The sequence below is a fragment of the Ruegeria marina genome (genome assembly GCF_900101475.1).
In the GTDB taxonomy this organism is placed as follows: domain Bacteria; phylum Pseudomonadota; class Alphaproteobacteria; order Rhodobacterales; family Rhodobacteraceae; genus Ruegeria_B; species Ruegeria_B marina.
In genome coordinates this window covers 35,408-54,214 of record NZ_FMZV01000021.1, presented here as the reverse complement: position 1 = coordinate 54,214, position 18,807 = coordinate 35,408, and the positions used below count along the sequence as shown (strand labels likewise).

18 protein-coding genes are annotated in these 18,807 nt (G+C 59.9%); 8 read left to right on the top strand and 10 right to left on the bottom strand.

The annotated features are described in order from the left end of the window. Position 1 precedes the first annotated feature (1 nt). The 4 genes from BLT75_RS21205 to BLT75_RS21190 are packed head-to-tail and all read left to right on the top strand — an operon-like array spanning position 2 to position 3,418. A complete protein-coding gene (locus BLT75_RS21205) occupies positions 2–1,021 on the top strand; it encodes an ABC transporter ATP-binding protein (protein ID WP_245706611.1) in 1,020 nt (339 codons plus the stop codon). Further along, positions 1,018–2,013: an ABC transporter ATP-binding protein gene (locus BLT75_RS21200; protein WP_093036881.1), complete on the top strand. Its 996-nt coding sequence runs from the start codon at positions 1,018–1,020 to the stop codon at positions 2,011–2,013. The genes BLT75_RS21205 and BLT75_RS21200 overlap by 4 nt, the downstream gene beginning before the upstream one ends. Next, complete coding sequence (locus tag BLT75_RS21195; RefSeq protein ID WP_093036878.1) at positions 2,013–2,666, top strand: flavin reductase family protein; 654 nt, start codon at positions 2,013–2,015, stop codon at positions 2,664–2,666. Before BLT75_RS21200 ends, BLT75_RS21195 begins: the two co-directional genes overlap by 1 nt. After that, positions 2,666–3,418 (top strand): aspartate/glutamate racemase family protein, encoded by a 753-nt coding sequence (locus BLT75_RS21190; protein ID WP_093036875.1) that lies wholly within the window; start codon positions 2,666–2,668, stop codon positions 3,416–3,418. The genes BLT75_RS21195 and BLT75_RS21190 overlap by 1 nt, the downstream gene beginning before the upstream one ends. Positions 3,419–3,728: 310 nt before the next feature. Here BLT75_RS21190 and BLT75_RS21185 read toward each other — a convergent pair whose 3' ends face one another. Then, positions 3,729–5,399 carry an amidohydrolase gene (locus BLT75_RS21185; RefSeq protein ID WP_143028618.1) on the bottom strand — a complete coding sequence of 557 codons (1,671 nt, stop codon included), beginning with the start codon at positions 5,397–5,399 and terminating at the stop codon, positions 3,729–3,731. 71 nt (positions 5,400–5,470) lie between these two features. On the opposite strand from BLT75_RS21185, the gene BLT75_RS21180 reads away from it, so the two are divergent. The 3 genes from BLT75_RS21180 to BLT75_RS21170 are packed head-to-tail and all read left to right on the top strand — an operon-like array spanning position 5,471 to position 8,916. Then, the gene (locus BLT75_RS21180; RefSeq protein ID WP_176828159.1) at positions 5,471–5,983 is read left to right on the top strand and encodes a MarR family winged helix-turn-helix transcriptional regulator; all 513 of its coding nucleotides are present in this window, start codon (positions 5,471–5,473) and stop codon (positions 5,981–5,983) included. Continuing rightward, positions 5,976–7,871, top strand: a complete 1,896-nt coding sequence (locus tag BLT75_RS21175; protein ID WP_093036866.1) for a TRAP transporter permease — start codon at positions 5,976–5,978, stop codon at positions 7,869–7,871. The genes BLT75_RS21180 and BLT75_RS21175 overlap by 8 nt, the downstream gene beginning before the upstream one ends. Before the next feature lie 28 nt (positions 7,872–7,899). Next, positions 7,900–8,916, top strand: a complete 1,017-nt coding sequence (locus tag BLT75_RS21170) for a TAXI family TRAP transporter solute-binding subunit (RefSeq protein ID WP_093036863.1) — start codon at positions 7,900–7,902, stop codon at positions 8,914–8,916. A gap of 200 nt (positions 8,917–9,116) precedes the next feature. Here the strand turns inward: BLT75_RS21170 and BLT75_RS21165 are convergent, their stop codons facing one another. From BLT75_RS21165 to BLT75_RS21145, 5 genes are all read right to left on the bottom strand, one after another. After that, a complete protein-coding gene (locus BLT75_RS21165) occupies positions 9,117–10,115 on the bottom strand; it encodes a HupE/UreJ family protein (RefSeq protein ID WP_093036860.1) in 999 nt (332 codons plus the stop codon). Continuing rightward, positions 10,112–10,942 carry a peptidyl-prolyl cis-trans isomerase gene (locus BLT75_RS21160; protein WP_093036857.1) on the bottom strand — a complete coding sequence of 277 codons (831 nt, stop codon included), beginning with the start codon at positions 10,940–10,942 and terminating at the stop codon, positions 10,112–10,114. Before BLT75_RS21160 ends, BLT75_RS21165 begins: the two co-directional genes overlap by 4 nt. 331 nt (positions 10,943–11,273) lie before the next feature. Continuing rightward, complete coding sequence (locus BLT75_RS21155; RefSeq protein ID WP_093036854.1) at positions 11,274–12,242, bottom strand: glutathione S-transferase family protein; 969 nt, start codon at positions 12,240–12,242, stop codon at positions 11,274–11,276. Between the two features lie 12 nt (positions 12,243–12,254). Next, positions 12,255–13,076 carry a 4,5-DOPA-extradiol-dioxygenase gene (ygiD, locus tag BLT75_RS21150; protein ID WP_093036950.1) on the bottom strand — a complete coding sequence of 274 codons (822 nt, stop codon included), beginning with the start codon at positions 13,074–13,076 and terminating at the stop codon, positions 12,255–12,257. 60 nt (positions 13,077–13,136) lie between these two features. Next, positions 13,137–13,559, bottom strand: a complete 423-nt coding sequence (locus BLT75_RS21145; protein ID WP_093036948.1) for a DoxX family protein — start codon at positions 13,557–13,559, stop codon at positions 13,137–13,139. Between the two features lie 128 nt (positions 13,560–13,687). Between BLT75_RS21145 and BLT75_RS21140 the strand changes: the two genes are divergently transcribed. Continuing rightward, positions 13,688–14,584: a LysR family transcriptional regulator gene (locus BLT75_RS21140; RefSeq protein ID WP_093036945.1), complete on the top strand. Its 897-nt coding sequence runs from the start codon at positions 13,688–13,690 to the stop codon at positions 14,582–14,584. Positions 14,585–14,773: 189 nt separating this feature from the next. Here the strand turns inward: BLT75_RS21140 and BLT75_RS21135 are convergent, their stop codons facing one another. From BLT75_RS21135 to BLT75_RS21125, 4 genes are read right to left on the bottom strand one after another with little or no spacing between them, the layout of a single operon-like run. After that, positions 14,774–16,120, bottom strand: a complete 1,347-nt coding sequence (locus tag BLT75_RS21135; RefSeq protein ID WP_245706609.1) for a sigma-54-dependent transcriptional regulator — start codon at positions 16,118–16,120, stop codon at positions 14,774–14,776. 7 nt (positions 16,121–16,127) lie between these two features. After that, a complete protein-coding gene (locus tag BLT75_RS25120; RefSeq protein ID WP_281243194.1) occupies positions 16,128–16,253 on the bottom strand; it encodes a hypothetical protein in 126 nt (41 codons plus the stop codon). A 6-nt stretch (positions 16,254–16,259) separates the two neighbouring features. Continuing rightward, a complete protein-coding gene (locus tag BLT75_RS21130; RefSeq protein WP_093036848.1) occupies positions 16,260–17,531 on the bottom strand; it encodes a c-type cytochrome in 1,272 nt (423 codons plus the stop codon). Then, a complete protein-coding gene (locus BLT75_RS21125) occupies positions 17,528–18,751 on the bottom strand; it encodes a formate dehydrogenase subunit gamma (RefSeq protein WP_093036845.1) in 1,224 nt (407 codons plus the stop codon). The genes BLT75_RS21130 and BLT75_RS21125 overlap by 4 nt, the downstream gene beginning before the upstream one ends. Between the last annotated feature and the right edge of the window lie 56 nt (positions 18,752–18,807).

Below are 18,807 nucleotides of genomic sequence, written 5' to 3'. Positions count from 1 at the left end.
GATGCTGCAACCCGTGATTTCCATGGATAGTCCCGGCACCGCTCCGGCACCGGCGCCTGCGCTGGAGGTTTCAAATCTCACCGTCGAATTCCCCACCAAGCGCGGCGTACTGACGGCCATTGACGATGTCTCGATGCGTATAGAGCCTGGAGAAATCCTGGGCGTCGTGGGTGAGTCCGGTGCGGGCAAATCGATCACCGGACTGGCTGTCCTGGGACTGCTTGAAAGCCCCGGTCGCATTACAGGCGGCAAGATACATGTCGGGGGACGGCGCGTAGATACACTCGGCGAAGATGAACTGACCAAGGTTCGTGGCCGAGAGATGGGCGCAATCTTCCAGGATCCGCTGACCGCACTCAACCCGCTGTTTTCGATCGGGGCCCAGCTGGTCGAAACGATCCGCCGGCATACCGATCTGGGCAAAGAGGCCGCCAGGGCGCGGGCCCTGCAACTGCTGCGCGAGGTCGGTATTCCCGCTCCGGATGAGCGCTTGAAGCAATATCCGCACCAGTTTTCAGGGGGTATGAGGCAGCGCGTGGTCATCGCACTGGCGCTTGCCGCAGAACCGGGCCTGATCATCGCGGATGAGCCCACCACCGCGCTGGACGTTTCGATCCAGGCTCAGATCACCGCACTCCTGCGCCGCCTTTGCAAGGAGCATCGCACCGGCATCATGCTGGTCACGCATGACATGGGGGTGATTGCCGAAACGGCCGACCGTGTCGCGGTGATGTATTCGGGGCGCGTGGTCGAAACCGGACGGGTCGAAGATGTGATCCACAACCCGCAGCACCCCTATACTCGCGGGTTGATGGCGGCAATTCCCAGCCTGCATGACCGGGTGGAGACGCTGACCCAAATCGACGGGTCGATGCCCCGGCTGAATGCCCGGCCCGACGGCTGCGCCTTCAATCCGCGCTGCCCGAATGCCGGTCCGCGCTGTCGCCGGGACCGGCCCGACCTGGTTACTGCGGGCCCGAGCCTTGCGGCCTGTTTCCTGCATGAAGGTGGAACACAATGACCCAAGCTGACCTCATTCTCTCGATTGATCATGTTTCCAAGGAGTTCGACGTTTCGGCCCCGTGGCTGAACCGTATGCTGGAACGAAAGCCGAAACTGTTCGTCAAGGCCGTAGACGACGTCAGCTTCTCGATCCCGCGCGGCAGTTGCTTCAGCATCGTGGGCGAGTCCGGGTGCGGCAAGTCCACGGTCGCGCGACTGGTGACCGGTCTCTATTCCACCTCCGGCGGACAGATCACCTTTGGACGAGGCGACGCGGGCCGCCCCGTCCGTGTCCAGATGATCTTTCAGGATCCGCAATCCAGCCTGAACCCGCGCTGGCGCGTTGGGGACATCATCGCGGAGCCGATCCGCGAGATGAAGCTGCGCAAGACCGCTGACGAAACCCGCGATCGGGTCGAGGAATTGCTGCGGATCGTCGGATTGGCCGCCGATGACGCCACGAAATACCCGCATGAATTTTCAGGCGGACAGCGCCAGCGGATTTCCATCGCCCGCGCCCTGGCGTCGGAACCCGAGTTGCTGGTCTGCGACGAGCCAACCTCGGCCCTCGATGTCTCGGTACAGGCGCAGATCCTGAACCTGATGCGACGGCTGCAGTTGGAACTCGGGCTGACTTATCTCTTCATCAGCCACGACCTGAGCGTTGTGCGGCACATGTCGGACATGATCGCGGTCATGTATCTGGGACGCATCGTGGAGATGGCTCCGGCCGAGAAGCTGTTCACGGATCCGCAACACCCGTATTCCAAGCTGCTTCTGGGCACGATCCCGGACATTCATGTCCCAAATCGCGACCGGGAGGTGCAAAACGGCGAACCACCCAGCCCGCTGAGCCCGCCGACGGGATGCGCGTTTCATCCCCGCTGCCCATTGGCGACCGAAAGATGCAGCAAGGAGGCCCCGCAGCTTCGTGCGGCAGGAAGGTCCATGGTCAGTTGCCATGCCGTGCAGAAGGGCCTTGCTACGATCCCTGCGAGGAGACAAGACTGATGCAGTTCGATTTCACCAAATTGCCGCCGGCGGACCGTTATCGTTTGCTGACCAATTTCATCGGCCCCCGGCCGATTGCGCTTGTCACCACCCGTTCGCCGGGGGGACATGACAATGCTGCCCCCATGAGCTTCTTCAACGTCTTCGCCCACGAGCCACCGATTGTGATCATCGGGTTCAGCGCCCGTCCGAATGGCAGCGAAAAGGACACGCTTACCAATATTCGGCGTACGAAAGAGTTTTGCGTGAACATGGTCGATATGGAACTCGCCGAACAGATGATCCTATGCGGTGTGAACTTCAACTCGGACGTGGACGAATTGGAGTTCGCGGGCCTGGTCGCGGCCCCCTGCCGGAAGATCGACGCGGCGCGCATTGCGACCACGCCCTGTGCCATGGAAACCCGTGTCGAGCAGATCATCGACTATCCGGGCCGGGCCATCGTCATGGGCCGGGTCCTGGAAATGCATGTACGCGATGACTGTCTGGATGCTGCTGGTAGATATGTCGATCCTGCTGCCTACCAACCGATCGCCCGGCTGCATGCCGACAACTATATCGTCAGCGACCGCCAATTCGAGCTGAAAAAACCCGCCCATCTCGAGCCGCTGGAAGTCGGCCACGTGCAGCCCGCACATATGGAGACCCGCTGATGCGAATTCACGTCGTAAATCCCAATTCCAATGTTGGTATGACGGAACAGATTGGCAAAGTCGCTCGTCAGTTCGCATCGCCAGGCACCGTTATCGACCTGACTCGATGCGCGACCGCTCCTGCGTCGATCGAAGGCCATGCAGACGAGGCGCTCTGCGTCCCCCCCTTGCTGGACGAGATACATGCGGCCGAACTGCGCGGCGCCGATGGGCATGTCATCGCCTGTTTCGACGATCCCGGTATCGGCGCCGCCCGCGAAGTCGCCGCCAAACCCGTTATCGGGATATGCGAAGCCTCGGTGCATGTCGCCCTTCTGCTGTCGTGCCGTTTTTCAGTTGTGACCACATTGGCGCGTTCTGTGCCAATCATCGAAAGACTTGTCGAAGGTTACGGCGCTGGCCACCGATGCCGAGGGGTTCGTGCCGTCGATATGCCGGTTCTGGCCCTGGATGAAGATGTGGACGCAACCGCAACGCGCCTCGCGACCGAGATCATGGCCGCGCGCCGAATAGAAGGGGCCGAGGCAATCATTCTTGGCTGTGCGGGAATGAGCAGCCTTTGCAAACGGTTGAGCGTTGAAACCGGTGTTCCAGTCATCGACGGTTTAAGTGCCGCCGTCCGTTTTGCGGAAGCCCTTGCCGGAATAGGATATTCGACGTCCAAGCTAGGGGGCTATGCATCTCCTTTGATCAAAACTGGCGGGTTCAATTTCACTCGGGACTGCGCGGGAAGGAAAACGGTTGAAGCGTGAAACGGGTTCTCCTGGCTACCCATGTCAAGGACGCGATGGTGCAGCCCGTTTTTCGGAATGAATGGGAGCACCAAGGGACAAGTTCGCACTTATCAAAAGGATGAATGGCAAACTAAGATAAGTGCAACTCTCGCTCGGTCTGTTCCAAGTAGACAACATTGTCCGCTGTATTGGGATCGAGCCCGAAAAGAACCTCGGGATCTCTGCAAGCATCGAATCCAATGGTCCGGGCAACCTTCAATGGTGGTATGACCCAGCCATTGGAAACGTGGGCATGATGCTGCGAAATGTTCCGAAAGTGATCCGAGCGTCAAGCGTTTGCCTGGTAAACACTTTGTCCTTTCCAGAATGTTTCACGGATTTCGATAGCACCGATTTCGGTGTAGGACATCTGCCGGATGTCGCCGGGCAGCACGATGAAATCGGCCCATGCACCCGGTGCAAGCTGGCCGATTTCGCCAGCCTTGCCCATCGCGCGGGCGGCGTTGGTCGTGAATAACGGCAAGGCCTGGTCGAGCGTAATAGCCTGATCGGCAGCAACGGTTCCGGGATATTGTCCGGCAGGATCCCTACGACTGATCATTCCGGCCAGCCCCGTCCAGGGGTTTGCATCCGGAGCTGAAGCCGGCCAATCGGTGCCGAAGATGACTTCCGCCCCCGCGTCCAGCAACGAACGGATCCGATGAACCTGGCTCAGCCGCGCTTCGCCCAACACCTCGCGCTGAGCGGCTGTTCCAGCATTCGGTGCCCAGAGCTTCGGCGAGACCTCGGCCACAGCTTCGAGTGAGGAAAAGCGGGGCAGATCACTGTCCGAGATGAATGTGGAGTGCGCAATTTCATGGCGCAGTCCGGAAGCTCCATTGGCACCGCGCGCTGCTTCGATCGCGTCCAGCGCTTTGCGCGCCGCGTTGTCTCCGACGGCGTGCATCTTGACCACATAGCCAGCCGCATCGAGGGCCGTCACTGTCTGGTTCAGTATGTCTGGCGCCAGAAGCAAAGCAGCATCGGGATCATGCTTGTCCGGATCGTAGCCCGGCGCAGGCTCATAGGGCGCCAGAAAAGCTGCTGTGCGCGCCGGGGCGACTCCATCGAGAAACAGTTTGGCAAAGCGAAGGTCGATCCCTTTTCTGGAATATTTGTCTCGCAAACGATCTATTTCGTCGATTGGAACAATATCCCCGGCAATAGGTGAAAACGCCGTGATATGGGCCGCCATGTGCAAAGTTAGATCGCCGCGGTCGTGGGCTGCTGCATACGCGGCAAGAAGGGACTCGTCCGCCATCGGCTCCTTGAAGGCTGTATAGCCGAGGCTATTGAAATAACGTATGAAATATTTGCTCGCTTCTATCAGTTGCGCGTTGGACCAGGTCAACATCCGGCGCACCGGTGCGCAACCGGCTTCGGCCAGGAAGCCGTTCAGTTGCCCGGTCTCGTCACGCTCGACCACGCCGCCAGGTATCTCCGGGGTTGAGGCGTCCAGCCCGGCCAGCGAGAGCGCGAGGCTGTTGCACCACATAGCGTGCTGCGAGGTGTCGGTAACTGCCACCGGATGGTCCGGTGCGATCGCATCCAGCCAGGCTCGTGGCGTCATGCCAAGCTTTGGGCGCATGTCGAGCCTCCACGGTCCACCCGTGATCCAATCTCCCTTGGGAAGTGTTGCAGCTCGGGCGCGGATAGCATCGGCCAGTTGTTCTGCGCTCGCGGAATAGCCAACATAGACTAGGAAAAGGTCACGGCATGCTCCCCAGAGTGCATGAGTATGACTTTCGATCAGTCCCGGCATGGCAAACTGACCACCAAGGTCATGCCGCTCTGTCATTTCACCGGCCAATGATTCGATCTCGGTCGTCGAACCCATCGCAGTGATTCGACCTTGTGTCACCGCTATTGCCTCCACCTGCGGAGCATCAATGTTCAATGTCATAAACTTGCCATTTACATATATTTTTTCAGGTTTTGTCACGACGGTGTCCTTCTGCATTTTGTGCAATCGTGTTGAATAATGTTGATTTTGTCAACGAAATGGTTAATCCCTTTTCCCCGGAGGAGCCCATGACCAGCCTGAAACCGCAGAACTTGGAACCGCAGCAAGCCGAATTTCGGCCAATCAAGACATTGTTGGATGCATTGAGTTTTCGCATATCGCGACTTGCTGCGATCAACGAAAGGGCGGGCGGGCACTACTTCAAATCAGAATTCGATCTCAGCCTCAGCGAGTGGCGCATCCTCGGTGTGACAGCAGCAAAACGAGGCATTCAGTTTTCCGAGTTGCGCGACCTCCTGCTGCTCGACAAAGGGCAGCTCAGCCGAACAATTAAGTCGCTTTGCAAGCGCGGCCTGATCAATACCCGAAAATCCGACTCCGATGCCCGCCAGATCGAGTTGCAGATCACCGCGGCGGGACAGGTTCTGCACGACAAGGTTCTTGCATTTACCATTGAACGAAACGCGGCCATGGGCGCGGTCCTGACCGATGCCGAATGGGCCACATTCGACCACCTGCTCAGCAAGCTCATTGACCACAACCAGAGCCTGCTGGTGGCAAAAGGAATGACCGATGACTGACCCTCATACAAATACACTGATGACTGTGACACAGACCGCAGGGCGCGGATTGGCGCTGGTCTTCTCGTTCATCATCATAACTGTCATCGGCTTTTTCGTGTTGGACGAAGCAAATGCGCGCTTCGGTGCACTCGCGATCAGCGTAGCCATCGTCGCTCTAACCAAACCGGCAGCGCTCAATGCCCGACTGGGCAAGTTCGGCTGGCTGATCGACCTTGGTCTACTAGCCGCCTTCTTCTATTCCGCAATCTGGTTCTTTCAGGTGAAGTCGGAACTTTACACCGGCTTCTACATGGCCACACCGGAAAACATCACCGCCGGAATTGTTGGGATGCTCTCGCTTGTCGCGCTGTCGGTTCGATCCTGGGGGTGGTCGCTTGTTGTCATGGCGATCGGCTTTGCTGTGTTTGGTTTCGCAGGCCCCTACCTGCCCGCCATCCTCGAACATTTCGGCATGGAACTGGCCGATTTCATGCAGATCGCCTGGTACTCCTTCGACGGTGTATTCGGACGCATCACCGGGCTGGTTGCCGACAATGTTCTGATCTTCCTTATTTTCGGTGCAGTTCTTGAACGCACGGGTGCCGGGGAAAGCCTGATCCAGATATCGACAGCGCTCACCGCCCGCATTCGTGGCGGCGCCGCCCATGCAGCTATCGTGGCCAGCGCTATTTTCGGCATGATGAGCGGAAGCGTTGCCGCGAACATCGCGGGCACCGGCGTCTTTACAATTCCGATGATCAAGCGACAGGGCTTCTCTGCGAACTTTGCCGCCGCCGTCGAAACCGCCGCCTCTTCGGGTGGGCAATTAACGCCGCCGATCATGGCGGCGGCCGTGTTCGTGATGGCCGATCTGGTCGGGATGCCCTTTGCAATGGTCATCCTTGCCGCGGCCCTTCCCGCTCTTTTCAAATACATCGGCCTCTTCGCACAGGTCTATGCCGAAGCCGTGCGCCTCGATATCAAGGCTCTGCCGAAAGACCAGATCCCTCAGTTGACCGGGCGCGACTGGCTGAACTCCGCACTTGTATTCTTGCCCATCGCGGCCCTCATGGTGGCCTTCATCTCGGGCAAGAGTCCGGCAATGGCCGGACTGGTTGGCGTGGTAACTGCTATCGTAACGGGGCTCGCCTTGAACCCCGACTTCCGTCGCGAGCCTCAGCGCATCCTTCGGGCTCTGGCCGACGGCGGGATCAGTTCGGCCCAGATCATGTTGGCCGTCGGCGTTATCGGCATCGTCATGGCGGTGGTCAATGAAACCGGCATCGCGATCCGCTTTGCCACGTCGATTGCCTCGGTTGGTGAAAGCAGCCTGATCATGGCGTTAATTCTCGCCATGTTCGGAGCCTTGATTCTTGGCATGGGCCTGCCCACGCTGCCGGCCTACCTGATCATCGCGATCATGATCGCGCCGGCGATCATCAAGGCCGGGGTACTGCCGCTGGCAGCACACATGTTTGTCCTCTATTTCGCAGTCTATTCTTCGATTGTGCCGCCTATCGCCTACGGTTGCTATGTCGCTGCTCCGATTGCCGGGGGCAATCCGTTGAAAACCTCATTTGTTGCGCTCCGAATTTCGGTCGTAGGACTGCTTGTGCCCTATGTCTTTGTGTTCTCGCCGTCCCTGTTGCTGGTCGCGGGCGAATTCAGCTGGACCGAGCTTGGTTTTACCATCCTGCGCCTTCTTGCTGCAGTCTGGATGCTGGCCACCGCGCTCGGAAGCGCAGACCCAAGGCTGGGGCGCCTTGGCAAGGGTCAACGCGTCCTGCGTCTGGCGATAGGTGCGGCCGCGATGATTCCGGTTTGGTTTGTCTGGGCGCCAGCAGTTCTCGCCACTCTTGCCGTCGGTCTATTCAGCCCGCGTTTACAACCCCAAGCCGCCACATGAAGCTTCAATGGTCCAATAGGAGAAACCGATGAAAAACTACTTTAGCACACTCAGAAATCCGCTCGCCGCAGGCCTTGCCGCGGCGATGTTCCTGGCCACTGCGAGCCAGGCCGAACTCTACAAGGTTACGTCGATCGCGCCGGGGATGTCTCCCTTCATCGTGAACACCGCGATTTCAAAAGTGGTCAACGAACATGTCGACGGTGTCGAATTTCAGGTACGTGCTACCGGTGCCGCAACAAAACACATGGTCGATGCGGCCAACGGAAAGGTCGATTTCCTGTTCGGCTCGCCCACGATCAATTGGCTGATGGTCAACAAGATCGGACCATTCAAGGAAATGGAGTCGGCGCCGGATCTGGAAAAGAATATCGGGATGATTTTTTCCTATCAGATGGGCCCATATCACTACATCACACGCGCGGATTCAGGCATCGAGACTCTCGCAGACATCAAGGGCAAAAAAGTGTTTGTCGGCCCTCCCGGCGGCGCTGCCAGCAATGTTGTACTGAACAATGTGATCAAGCCTGTCACCGGTTTGACGGCCGATGATTTCGAAGTCCAGACCTTCGGCTTCGATGCTGCGGCCCAGGCGTTTCAGGACGACAAGATCGACGTGATTGTGTTACCCACCAACATCCCAAGCCCTCTCGTGCAACAATTCGCTCTGACCAAGGAAATTCGGCTGATTGACTTCGATGTGTCGAAGGTGCTGATGAACAAGGCCCTTGGAGGTACTTTGAACACCATCGCGGCAGGCACGTATGGGAAGAACCACATTGGTTCCGATGTGACAACCCACGGAGCGATCGTGAATTTCAGTGCCGGCATGCATGTTGACGAAGAAGTGGTTTACCAGGTGACCAAGGCCATCTGGGAAAACCTGGATGAAATTCACGGCACCGCTGAATGGATGAAAAGCACCATTCGGAAGGATACGGCGCTTGAACTGATCGTCGGACGACTTCACCCGGGGGCGGAGCGGTATTATCGCGAAGCCGGCTGGGACATCCCGGAAGCACAGGTCATCACGCCTCAGAACTGATCCGGACTTCATAAGTCAATATGGGCGTCGCGGTTTCGCGACGCCCAATTGAATCGCGCAGCCTCGTACAACTGTCGTCGTCGATGCCGAGGTCCTGACCCCCATCATGGCCACCGAGGACCCGCGGGACCACAAATGAGCGTCAGGTGCTGAAAAATCGAGAGTTCGCCGCGCTGGTGCGAGAAGTTTTCATGTCAGTTTCAGAAGCCCGCAATTCGATCGATTACCCAAAAGGCGCCCAGACTGCCGATTCCGTAAGTTGCAACTCTGGTAAGCGTAGCGGTTTGCGCAGAGATTTGCGGGTAGAGACGCCTGGCTGTCGCTCCTGCGGCCAACACCAGCAGAATGAACAGGATCTGGCCAATTTCGACGCCGACGTTGAATGCGAACAATGCCAGAGGAATGTCTCCGTCCGGCAGCCCGATCTCGCGGAGCGCGCCGGCAAAACCCAGGCCGTGGATCAATCCAAAGGCGAAGGACACGACCCACGGAAAGCGTTCGGCCACGGGATCGCGGGCGTGGGGTGGAAGAGACAGTTCGTAGGCCAGGAACACGATGGAAAGCGCGATGACCGCCTCGACCGGCGGTGGCGGGATGTTCAGCCAGCCGAGTGAGGCCGCGGCCAGCGTGATGCTATGGGCGATCGTGAACGCCGTGATGGCCCACAGGAGCCGTGCGCGATTTCGGATCAGGAGCAGTAGTGCAAAGACGAACAGGAGGTGGTCCACACCTTCGAGAATGTGCGTGATGCCCAGCCCGACATAGCTCGACACGATCTCGACAAGGCCGGGATTGACCGGAACGGTGAAGGCGGTTTCGGCTGACGTCAGGCGATGAACCTGCGTCTTTCCGGGTTGCAATTCGTAGCGAACGAGCGTGTCCGTTCTTGTCTGATCGAGCCCTGCAATTTCGATCACCCTCCCTTCCAGGCCGCCCGGGCAAGTAGCGACCCAACCGGTCGTCCAGGCGCGTCCGTCGAAGACCGACGGCGGCGGTGCATCAAAGGAACAGTTTTCCGGCAGTCTGGCCTCGATTGGCATTGGCCGACCGCTCACATCCGGCGCGCGCCAGAACACCCGCCAGCGGTCCTGACCTATCGACACAAGATCGAGGTATCCCGGATCGAGCGCGTGTGCCGAAAGAGAGGCCGGCAGCGACGTGCAGACCACGATCAGAAGCGCCAGCAGCCATCGCATCATTGGCCCAGCACCACTCGTGCATCCGGCAAGGTCACGGAGTAGCGTTCGAGCATTGCGTGCCCGAAGCTTTCGCGCATTTTTTCCATTCGTGCGGCGCGCCATTGAGATACGACACGGTCACGAATTTCCGACAGTGGAGGCATGATAGCCTCCGATCTGCCCGTCACGCGCACGACGTGCGGTCCATAGCCGCTTTGAACGGGGCCTCGCCATTCTCCTATCGGTGCATCGAGCAGGTTTGTGTGGAAACCCTCACCAAAGGTGCGGTCGATCACCGGCGCGGGCATCAAGGGCAACGATTCAGGCAGAAGACTTGCGGTTCCCAGCGTTGACGGGTCGGCACCGGTTTCGAGTAGCTTCAGGATATCCGATGCGTCCTGATCTGGTGGCAGCATTACCTGCTCGAAAGCAACATGGGCGGGCCGCGTGAACCGGTCCGGGTTCGCCTCGATGAATCTCTGCAATTCAGCATCATCCGGTTGAAGAATGGCGGCGCCCGATTCCGCAAGGAATTGCATTTTCTGGTTCAGCCGCTGGCGAATTATTGTGTCGCCTCGGTCCAGCCCGAGCGCCAGCGCCTCCCGGACGTTTGCTTCCTCCAGCGCCCACGACTGCATCATGCCCTCAAGTTCCAGCTCTGTTGGCGGTCGGTTCCACGTGGCTGTGAATTGCTGCACAAGACGCCCGGCCTCCTCCTGCGTCAGGACAATGGCATCGGACCGCGGCACTGCTGGCTCACTGTCGAGAACTGCGAAGAAAGCAAAAATTCCCGCGCCGAGCACGAAAAAATGGAGAAGCGGCGAAAGAAGAATCTTTTGAGATATCATGGAAGAACCATGAGAAAGTTTTCATGCGCCTGCAAGGTCCGGCGCATTGACCCGGAGATGGACGGACCTGCGGCGCAAAAGAGGGTAACGCAGCGGTTATTGATCCGATTACCAATACCCATGTTCCTTCGACGGCCCCTGTCAAGACGCCCCGGAAGGTTCTGGATCAAGTCCAGCGCGCCCCGAAGCAGCAGCCAATCCGAAAAACGTTTTGCTTCGGCCCGCCTTTCTTCAGCCACCCGGCTTGTATCAATTCGGGGAGGTGTAGGCGCGTTCCTGCAACTCAAGCGTTCCGTAGGCCCTGGTTCGCGCCGAGAATTTCCGCGTTCAATTATTGATCACAAGCCTCTAGAAGCCGCTGCACATGTTCAGGCGCTTTCGGCACCACGCCCAGAGGGTTGAGCGCCTTGATCGAGTAGTAGCCCTGCAGAATGTGATCCATGTTCACTGTATCGCGAACTCCGGGAAATTGCAGGATGCGCTCCAAATACCCCGAAAGTCGTAGATAGTCGCGAATCTGGCGGCGGTTGGTCTTGAAGAGCCCGTGATAAGCCGCATCGAACCGGATCAGCGTCACAAAGACCCGGATATCTGTCTCCGTGAGCGTATCGCCAAACAGAAACTCGCGCGTCACCTGCTCTTCCAGCTCGTCGAGGGTAGAAAAAATTCCGTCCATCGCTTCGTCATAGGCACTCTGGGATGTGGCGAAACCTGCCTTGTAGACTCCATTATTCAAGAGATCGTAAATGCGCGGGTTGATTGCTTCGATCTCCGCCGCATGTGCGTCCGGGACTAGGCGGATATCGGACGGGACGCGTTGTTCGAAGGCCCTGTCGAACATGCGGAGAATGTCGGCGCTTTCGTTGCTCACCATCACGTTCCGCTTCATGTCCCACAGCACCGGAACCGTGGCGCGACCTGTGAACTGTGGATCGGCGCGGGTATAGAGTTCGTGCATATATTGCGCGCCAAACAGCGGGTCTTCGTCTGCACCTGGAAAGCCACCAAACCGCCAGCCCTGATCCGTCAGGATCGGGTTCACTACGGTCACCGGAATCATGCTTTCAAGCCCCTTCAGCTTGCGTGCAATCAGAGCTCGCGACGCCCAGGGGCAGATCAGCGCGACATAAAGACGGTAGCGCCCGGGCTCGGCCTCGAACCCACCCTCCCCTGTCGGCCCGGGACGGCCGTCCGGCGTGATCCAATTGCGAAAGCTGGAAACCTGCCGGACGAAGCGACCCTTTTCGTCCGCCTTCTGCACCGGCTGCCAGTTTTCCATCCATTTTCCGTCGACAAGCATGATCCGGTCTCCTCAATTCGCGTGGAATATGAACGATCGCATCGAAATTGATCCGAGTTCTATGGCATCGGTCATGAAGGTCAGATCGTCGCGCGCGTCTGATGCGCCAGCGATCGTAAGCGCTGGCAAGTAATGATCCACGGTCGGATGCGCCGCGGGCAGAAGCGCACCCAGCCTTTCCGCATCCGCGAGTGCGGCGAAATCCCGGTCCGCGAGACGACCGGCAAAAAGTGCATCGAATTCCTGCGCGAATTCCTGCGGTTTGCCACCCCGGCGCATGGCGCGCAGGTTGTGGACGACATTGCCCGAGCCGAGGATCAGGACGCCCAGGTCCCGCAAGTCCGAAAGCACCCGACCAATCGCCAGTTGATGCTCCAACCCCCGACCCATGTCGATCGAGATCTGAAAAACCGGAATATCGGCCTTGGGATAAAGATACTTCAGGACAGCCCAGGCACCGTGGTCGAGCCCCCAGGTGTCATCCCCGGCGGCGCGGTGACTGTGCAAAAGCGACACCACCTCGCGTGCCAGATCAGGTTGCCCGGGTGCCGGATAGTGCTCTCGATAAAGTACCTCCGGGAATCCGTAGAAATCGTGGATCGTGCGTGGCATGGCCGAGACATCCACAAGCGTTGCTCCATTGCTCATCCAATGCGCCGAGACGACGAGGATCGCTTCGGGTCGTGGCAGTCTCTGGCCAAGCGCGGCCCAGGATCGGCCAAATGGTCCGTCTTCGATCGCATGCATCGGGCTGCCGTGCCCGAGAAAGACGACCGGCATGCGGTCGGAGGGCGCGAAACGGTCCTTGAGCCCTTGTAAGCTGAGTGTCTGCATGGTTGGGCCCTTTCGTTGGTGACCGAGCGACCGCATGACCGCCCGGCATTTTCCAGGTTCTCAGGCGAATTGACCAAGCGCCCTTTGCAGCGCCGGGACTTTCAGGGCAAACGCCCCGCTGCCGAGCGCTGCGACCGCACCCTGTACGACTGCCCAGAAGATCGGAAACTCCCAGCCGCCGCCTTCAGCGGAGAACAGCCAGCCATTGCCGGCGTGGACCCAGGTTGCACCCAGAAGCACCGGGATCAGCGCCAGCGAGACAAGGCGCGTTCCAACGCCGAGGATCAGGGCGATGCCGCCGACGATCTCGGCAAAAATCGTGAGATAAGCCAGAAATCCGGGCAAACCGAGGCTCTCGAAAAAGCCGACGGTTCCGGCGACGGTGAAGACGCTGATCTTCAGCCAGCCATGGGCGAGAAAAAGCGAACCGCTTGCAACGCGAAGCGCAAAGGCGGCGTAGTCAGATTTTGCATACGTGGTCATGTCGATCTCTTTGTTTCCGGAGCTGCCCTCGCGGCAGCAAGACTGTGTGAAAAACATACGTCTTGCAGTTCACCCCCGAAATGGCGAAGATCATGAATGACTATCCACGAAATGTTCTGAATATTGAGATGGACCTCTTTGATCAACTTCGTGCATTTGTCGCGACCGCCCAATCGGGATCCTTCACGGGTGCCGCGACCCAGTTGGGTATTTCGAACCGGTTGACCTCGAAATACGTGGCGGAACTTGAGCAGCGCCTTGGCGTGCGTCTCTTTCAACGCACGACCCGAAAGGTTGGCTTGACCCCGGCCGGGACCGATCTTTTGTCCCGCGCCCCTGCCCTGCTGGACGATCTGGACCACCTGCTGGCCGATGTCTCGGATTCCTCGAAGGGTTTGTCCGGTGTTGTGAGGATTTCCGCTCCCATAACATTCGGCGAGGTCTACATCGCCGGAATGCTCGCGCGTTTCGCCGGGCAACACCCCGGCATCACCATCGACTTGAGGCTGACTGATGCCTTCAGTGATCTCGCTGCCGAGGGCATCGACCTCGCCTTTCGAATTGGCCGTTTCCAAATGGCCTCACTCAAGGTCCGGCGAATGGGCGCGTTCCAGAGCCTGGCTGTCGCCAGCCCGGCCTATCTCGCAAGAGCGGGACAACCTGACACGCCTGGTGATCTTTCAAGACACAGCTGCATTGTCGACACCAACCGCCGGAACCCGCGACGCTGGGCTTTCAAACGTGACGGCATCGAAAATACGGTGCAGATCGATGGCCGAATTCACGTGAATTCCGCAAGCGCCGCAGTCGATCTTGCGCGCAGTGGAATTGGGATCGCCTATGTTCCAAGCTTTGCCTTGCGCAGTGCGATCGACAGCGGTGCCCTGGTTCGGTTGCTTGACAGCTATACCGGCGAAAGCGGCGATATCGGCGCCGTGTATCTAGAAGGCCGCACCCTTCCCCGCAAGGTACGCACGCTGATCGATTTTGCGGTCGCGGACATCGGAACTGCCAATCTGTTGTGATACCGACCCCTCTATTTTCATAGCAATGCAAGGAGCCGATCAAAAGGCACATGAACTTCAATTGAGCTGCCGAGAAATCTCAGGGGTTTATTCAACCGGTTCACGGCCATATGCGACCGCACCGGCTCCTGTATCCGAGGCATAGTGCGCCGCGATCTCCTGCGCATTCGCGACTGCGACCGGCCAGATCTATCGTCTTCCGGTCCCGGTCCAGGCGGACATCTTGCGGTCCACCGTCTTGCGCGACACGCCAAGACGGCGCGCGGCCTCGGCCCGATTGCCATCACAGGCGTCGAGAACGCGCTGGATATGACGCTGGGTCACCTGGTCGAGGTTCTCCAGCGCGGGCGCCCCCGTCACCTCGCCGTGCCCCGAAAAATCCGGCGGGAAGGTGCCAAGGATGACGGATCGCTCGATCAGATTACGAAGTTCGCGTACGTTTCCGGGCCAGTCGTACCGGCTAAGGTTCATCAGCGTCTCGTCATCAAGCGCGAGCGACGGCAGGCCGAGCGCGCCAGAGAAATGCTTCATGAAATGCGCCGTGAGTTCAACAATGTCCTCGGAGCGTCCCTTGAGCGGCGGCATGGCAATCTGCATGACATTGATCCGGTGCCACAGGTCTACGCGGAAACGGCCGGAACCGACCAGTCCAGGCAGATCGGCATTCGTCGCAAAGCAGAGCCGCAGGTCCAGCGGCATCTCGCGCTCAGCCCCCAGTGGCCGGATCCGCATATCCTCCAGAACCCGTAAGAGCGCGGCCTGCGTTGGCTCGGACATCTGGGCGACCTCGTCGAAAAACAGTGTGCCCCCGTCGGCCAGCAGGAATAGCCCCGGCTTGAGTGTGCCCGAAGCGTCCACGCGACCGAACAACTCTTCGGCCAGGCGGTCGGGCGGAATGGTGGCGCAGTTCACCGCCACGAAAGGCCGCGCGGCGCGGTCCGAACGCAGGTGCAGATGGCGCGCGGCCAGTTCCTTTCCGGTTCCTGTACCACCGGTGAAAAGCACCGGTGTCGGCAGCGGCGCAACCTTGTCGATCAGCGCGCGCACCTCTGTCATGCGGAGCGAACGGCCCAGCAGCGGCCCATGCGTGCCACCCTTGTGCAGGGCGTGCCGCAGGAGCGTGTTGTCACGCCGCAGGTTTTTCCGATCCAGCGTACGCGCCGCGGCGCCCAAAATCTGATTGGCGCGAAATGGCTTCAGCACGAAATCCGAGACCCCCGCGCGCAACGCCGCGATGGCGGTGTCAAGATCGGCATAGGCCGTGATCAGGATCGTGTCGGCAAAGAAGCCCTTGCGGCGCTGCTCGTTCAACCAGTCGAGCCCCTTGCCTCCCACCATGAGGTTGTCCAGGATCACCAGATCGAAATGCGCTTGATCCAGTTTCGCCGAGGCTTCGCGCGGCGAAGCCGCCTCTTCCAGTCGCTTGACCCTCGGGCCGAACGTCTTGGCCAGGAAGTTCCGCATTCCCGGTTCGTCATCCACGACCAACACCTGCGCAGAGGCGAGCTGTGGTCCATATGCGTCTGCTTCGTTCACGCGGGCGTCAGTCCAGACGGACACTGGGTCCCGACATGCGTTCGGCCGAGGCGAACCCCATTTCCCCCAATACATACCAGGCCCCCAGGCCAATTACGATCATCGCGGCAAATCCTGCCAGCATGGCTTTCATCTTGGCTCACTCCCCTCTTGTGGCCTGTTTCAGGAAGGTTATCAGGTCGGCCCGGTCGTCCTTGCCGGCGATCACCTGCATCGGCATCTTGGACCCCGGAATGTAGTGGTCCGGGCCTTCGTCGAAAAGGGCGTCCACGCTTTCCTCGGACCAGACGATACCCGATCCGGCCAGTGTGTCGGAATAGGAATAGCCCGGCACGGAGCCCGCCGCACGTCCGAAAAGCCCGTGCAACGTCGGCCCTGCCTTGCGCGAGGGCCCGTTGTCGAGCGCGTGGCAGATCGAACATTTTCGCATGAATTGCCGTTCGCCATTCGACATCGTCTCGGGCGCGCGCAGAAACGAGCGTTCGCCGGAAATCCCCGGGTCGAACGCGTCGAGCAGCGCCACGGGCCAGGCATATATCACATCGTCAAGACCGCCGGCATGGATCACCGCGCCGTCTGGAGAGAAGGCCAGCGCCCAGACCGGACCTTGCCGCGTTGCCTGGAAGTCCCGGACGATGCGCCAGTCGGCCGTGTCGAGGATCATGATGTAGCCATGCCCGTCGCCCACCGCGATCTGGCCCGTTTTCGGGTGGTGGTCCATGGCGAGGATCGGGCGACGGTCGAGCGTGAAATCCGCGATGGCCCCGCCTTCAGGGTCGATCACCCTTGTTCCGCCATCCACGGCGCCATAGGCGATCCAATCCGCCGTCACGACGATCTCGTTGATGCCAAAGCCATGTTCGATCAGTCGCAGCGGTGCCTCGCCGGTCGCCGGTTCGTAGCGCAGCAGCCTGCCTTGCGAGGTTCCTGCGTAGAGAAACCGCCCTTCCGGTCCCCAGGCGACCGCGTTCACCCCTGCGCCGGGATAAGGCAACTCGACCGGGGCACCATCGGGCAGCGGCCAGAGCCGAACGGAACCGTCCCAGCTTCCGCTTGCGAGCCAGGTACCATCCGGCGAGACGTCCAGCGTCGTGATTTTTCCCTCGTGGCGGCCCATTTCACGCGGAGCGTCCGCCCAGGCGCGGACGGTGAAATCGTCTCCGCCGGAATAGAGCACCCCGTCCGGCCCCCAGGCCAGGGCAACAACTGCTGCCGCGTGGCCCTCCAGCCATTGCGGATCACGCCCGTCCCACAGCCCCACGGAGTTGTCGAAACTGGCGCTGGCCACCTGTCCGAGGGGCGAAAGGTCCAGTGCCATGACCGGCCCGCCATGCCCCTTGAGAGTGGTGAAGTTCTGCGCCTGCGCGGCCCCGGCGAACGCAAGCGCAAGCGCGAGAACGGTGCGCATCATTCCGCTGGCGTCGCCTTGCCCGATGCAGGGCCACCGCGCTCCTTCTCCTTCAGTTCGTCGAGCCAGAGGGAATGGTGCTGATGCGCCCAGGCCTCGTCCACCTCGCCCGAACCCATCGCGTCATAGGCGCCCTCCATCCCGATGGAGCCGATGTAGATATGCGCGATGATGATCGCCATCAGCACGAAGCTGACGATGGCGTGCCAGGCCTGTGTGAACTGCATCTCTTCCTGCGGTGTAAGATCCACGGGCAGCGGGCCATAGCCGAACCATCCCGGAATACCGATGTCGTTCAGGATGGTGAAGGTCTTGGCGAAAAGCGGCAACTCGAACGGGAAGAGCAGCGACAGGCCCGAGACCGAGATCGACCCGCCGAGCAGGATCACCGACCAGAAGATGATCTTCTGGCCCGCGTTGAACTTCTTGGCGGGGGGGTGCTTCTTGCCGATGATGCCGCCCGCCTGCGCGAACCAGGTGATATCTGTGCGGTTCGGGATGTTGTGCATGACCCACATGAAGAAGACCATGACCAGCGCCAGCATGAAGGCCCAGGCCACATTGTTGTGCACGAATTTCGAAGCCACCAGCAGGGTCGCGTTGAACTCCTTCCCGAGGGTGGGCGCGATGTAGTCGCGGCCGTATTTGACGAAAAGCCCGGTCAGGCCCAGCAGGATGAAGCTGCCCGCCAGCATCCAGTGGGCGAACCGCTCGATGAACTGAAATCGCGTAACGGTGCGCCCGGTCATCGGCTCGTCGATGCGGATACGTCCGCGCAACAGGTAGAAGACCGCCAGCGCAACGATCGTGCCAAGCAGCAGCCAGCCGCCATAGGTGGACAGCGGGCCGGAGCGGAACTGGTACCAGGCCATGCCGCCATCCTGCACCAGCACCTTGGCCACATCTCCGCCTGCCGAGACCTTGATGTCGGCTGCGTTGAAGCGGAGCGCGCGCCAGAGATCGGGATCCGAGGCACCACCCAGCGTTCCAAGCTGTTCGGTAATGCCGGCAGCGGAATTCGGATCACCGAACTGGCGGCGGAAACTGTCGTCGACCGACAGTCCCTGCTGGCGGCGCAGGATGTCCTCAAGCGTCTGCGCGCCACCGGTCGCGGTGCGATCGGTTTGCACGGCTGCGGCCGGGTCAGCGGTTTCCTGCGCCTGTGCCATGATCGGCGCGGCAAGCAGCGTCACCAGTAATAGGGCCATGAAATGGCGAAACATGGTCTTGCTCCCTGTTGTCACGTCGTGAGCGATGGATCGCAAACCCATCCCGCACC

Bases quoted from the DNA above. Each gene is read 5' to 3' on its own strand.
- BLT75_RS21130 (WP_093036848.1), bottom strand. From the start codon at position 17,531: ATGATGCGCACCGTTCTCGCGCTTGCGCTTGCGTTCGCCGGGGCCGCG.
- BLT75_RS21140 (WP_093036945.1), top strand. From the start codon at position 13,688: ATGGACCTCTTTGATCAACTTCGTGCATTTGTCGCGACCGCCCAATCG.
- BLT75_RS21190 (WP_093036875.1), top strand. From the start codon at position 2,666: ATGCGAATTCACGTCGTAAATCCCAATTCCAATGTTGGTATGACGGAA.
- ygiD (WP_093036950.1), bottom strand. From the start codon at position 13,076: ATGCAGACACTCAGCTTACAAGGGCTCAAGGACCGTTTCGCGCCCTCC.
- BLT75_RS21155 (WP_093036854.1), bottom strand. From the start codon at position 12,242: ATGCTTGTCGACGGAAAATGGATGGAAAACTGGCAGCCGGTGCAGAAG.
- BLT75_RS21185 (WP_143028618.1), bottom strand. From the start codon at position 5,399: ATGCAGAAGGACACCGTCGTGACAAAACCTGAAAAAATATATGTAAAT.
- BLT75_RS21170 (WP_093036863.1), top strand. From the start codon at position 7,900: ATGAAAAACTACTTTAGCACACTCAGAAATCCGCTCGCCGCAGGCCTT.
- BLT75_RS21175 (WP_093036866.1), top strand. From the start codon at position 5,976: ATGACTGACCCTCATACAAATACACTGATGACTGTGACACAGACCGCA.
- BLT75_RS21180 (WP_176828159.1), top strand. From the start codon at position 5,471: ATGACCAGCCTGAAACCGCAGAACTTGGAACCGCAGCAAGCCGAATTT.
- BLT75_RS21165 (WP_093036860.1), bottom strand. From the start codon at position 10,115: ATGATGCGATGGCTGCTGGCGCTTCTGATCGTGGTCTGCACGTCGCTG.
- BLT75_RS21200 (WP_093036881.1), top strand. From the start codon at position 1,018: ATGACCCAAGCTGACCTCATTCTCTCGATTGATCATGTTTCCAAGGAG.
- BLT75_RS21160 (WP_093036857.1), bottom strand. From the start codon at position 10,942: ATGATATCTCAAAAGATTCTTCTTTCGCCGCTTCTCCATTTTTTCGTG.
- BLT75_RS21205 (WP_245706611.1), top strand. From the start codon at position 2: ATGCTGCAACCCGTGATTTCCATGGATAGTCCCGGCACCGCTCCGGCA.
- BLT75_RS21145 (WP_093036948.1), bottom strand. From the start codon at position 13,559: ATGACCACGTATGCAAAATCTGACTACGCCGCCTTTGCGCTTCGCGTT.
- BLT75_RS21125 (WP_093036845.1), bottom strand. From the start codon at position 18,751: ATGTTTCGCCATTTCATGGCCCTATTACTGGTGACGCTGCTTGCCGCG.
- BLT75_RS25120 (WP_281243194.1), bottom strand. From the start codon at position 16,253: ATGAAAGCCATGCTGGCAGGATTTGCCGCGATGATCGTAATTGGCCTG.
- BLT75_RS21195 (WP_093036878.1), top strand. From the start codon at position 2,013: ATGCAGTTCGATTTCACCAAATTGCCGCCGGCGGACCGTTATCGTTTG.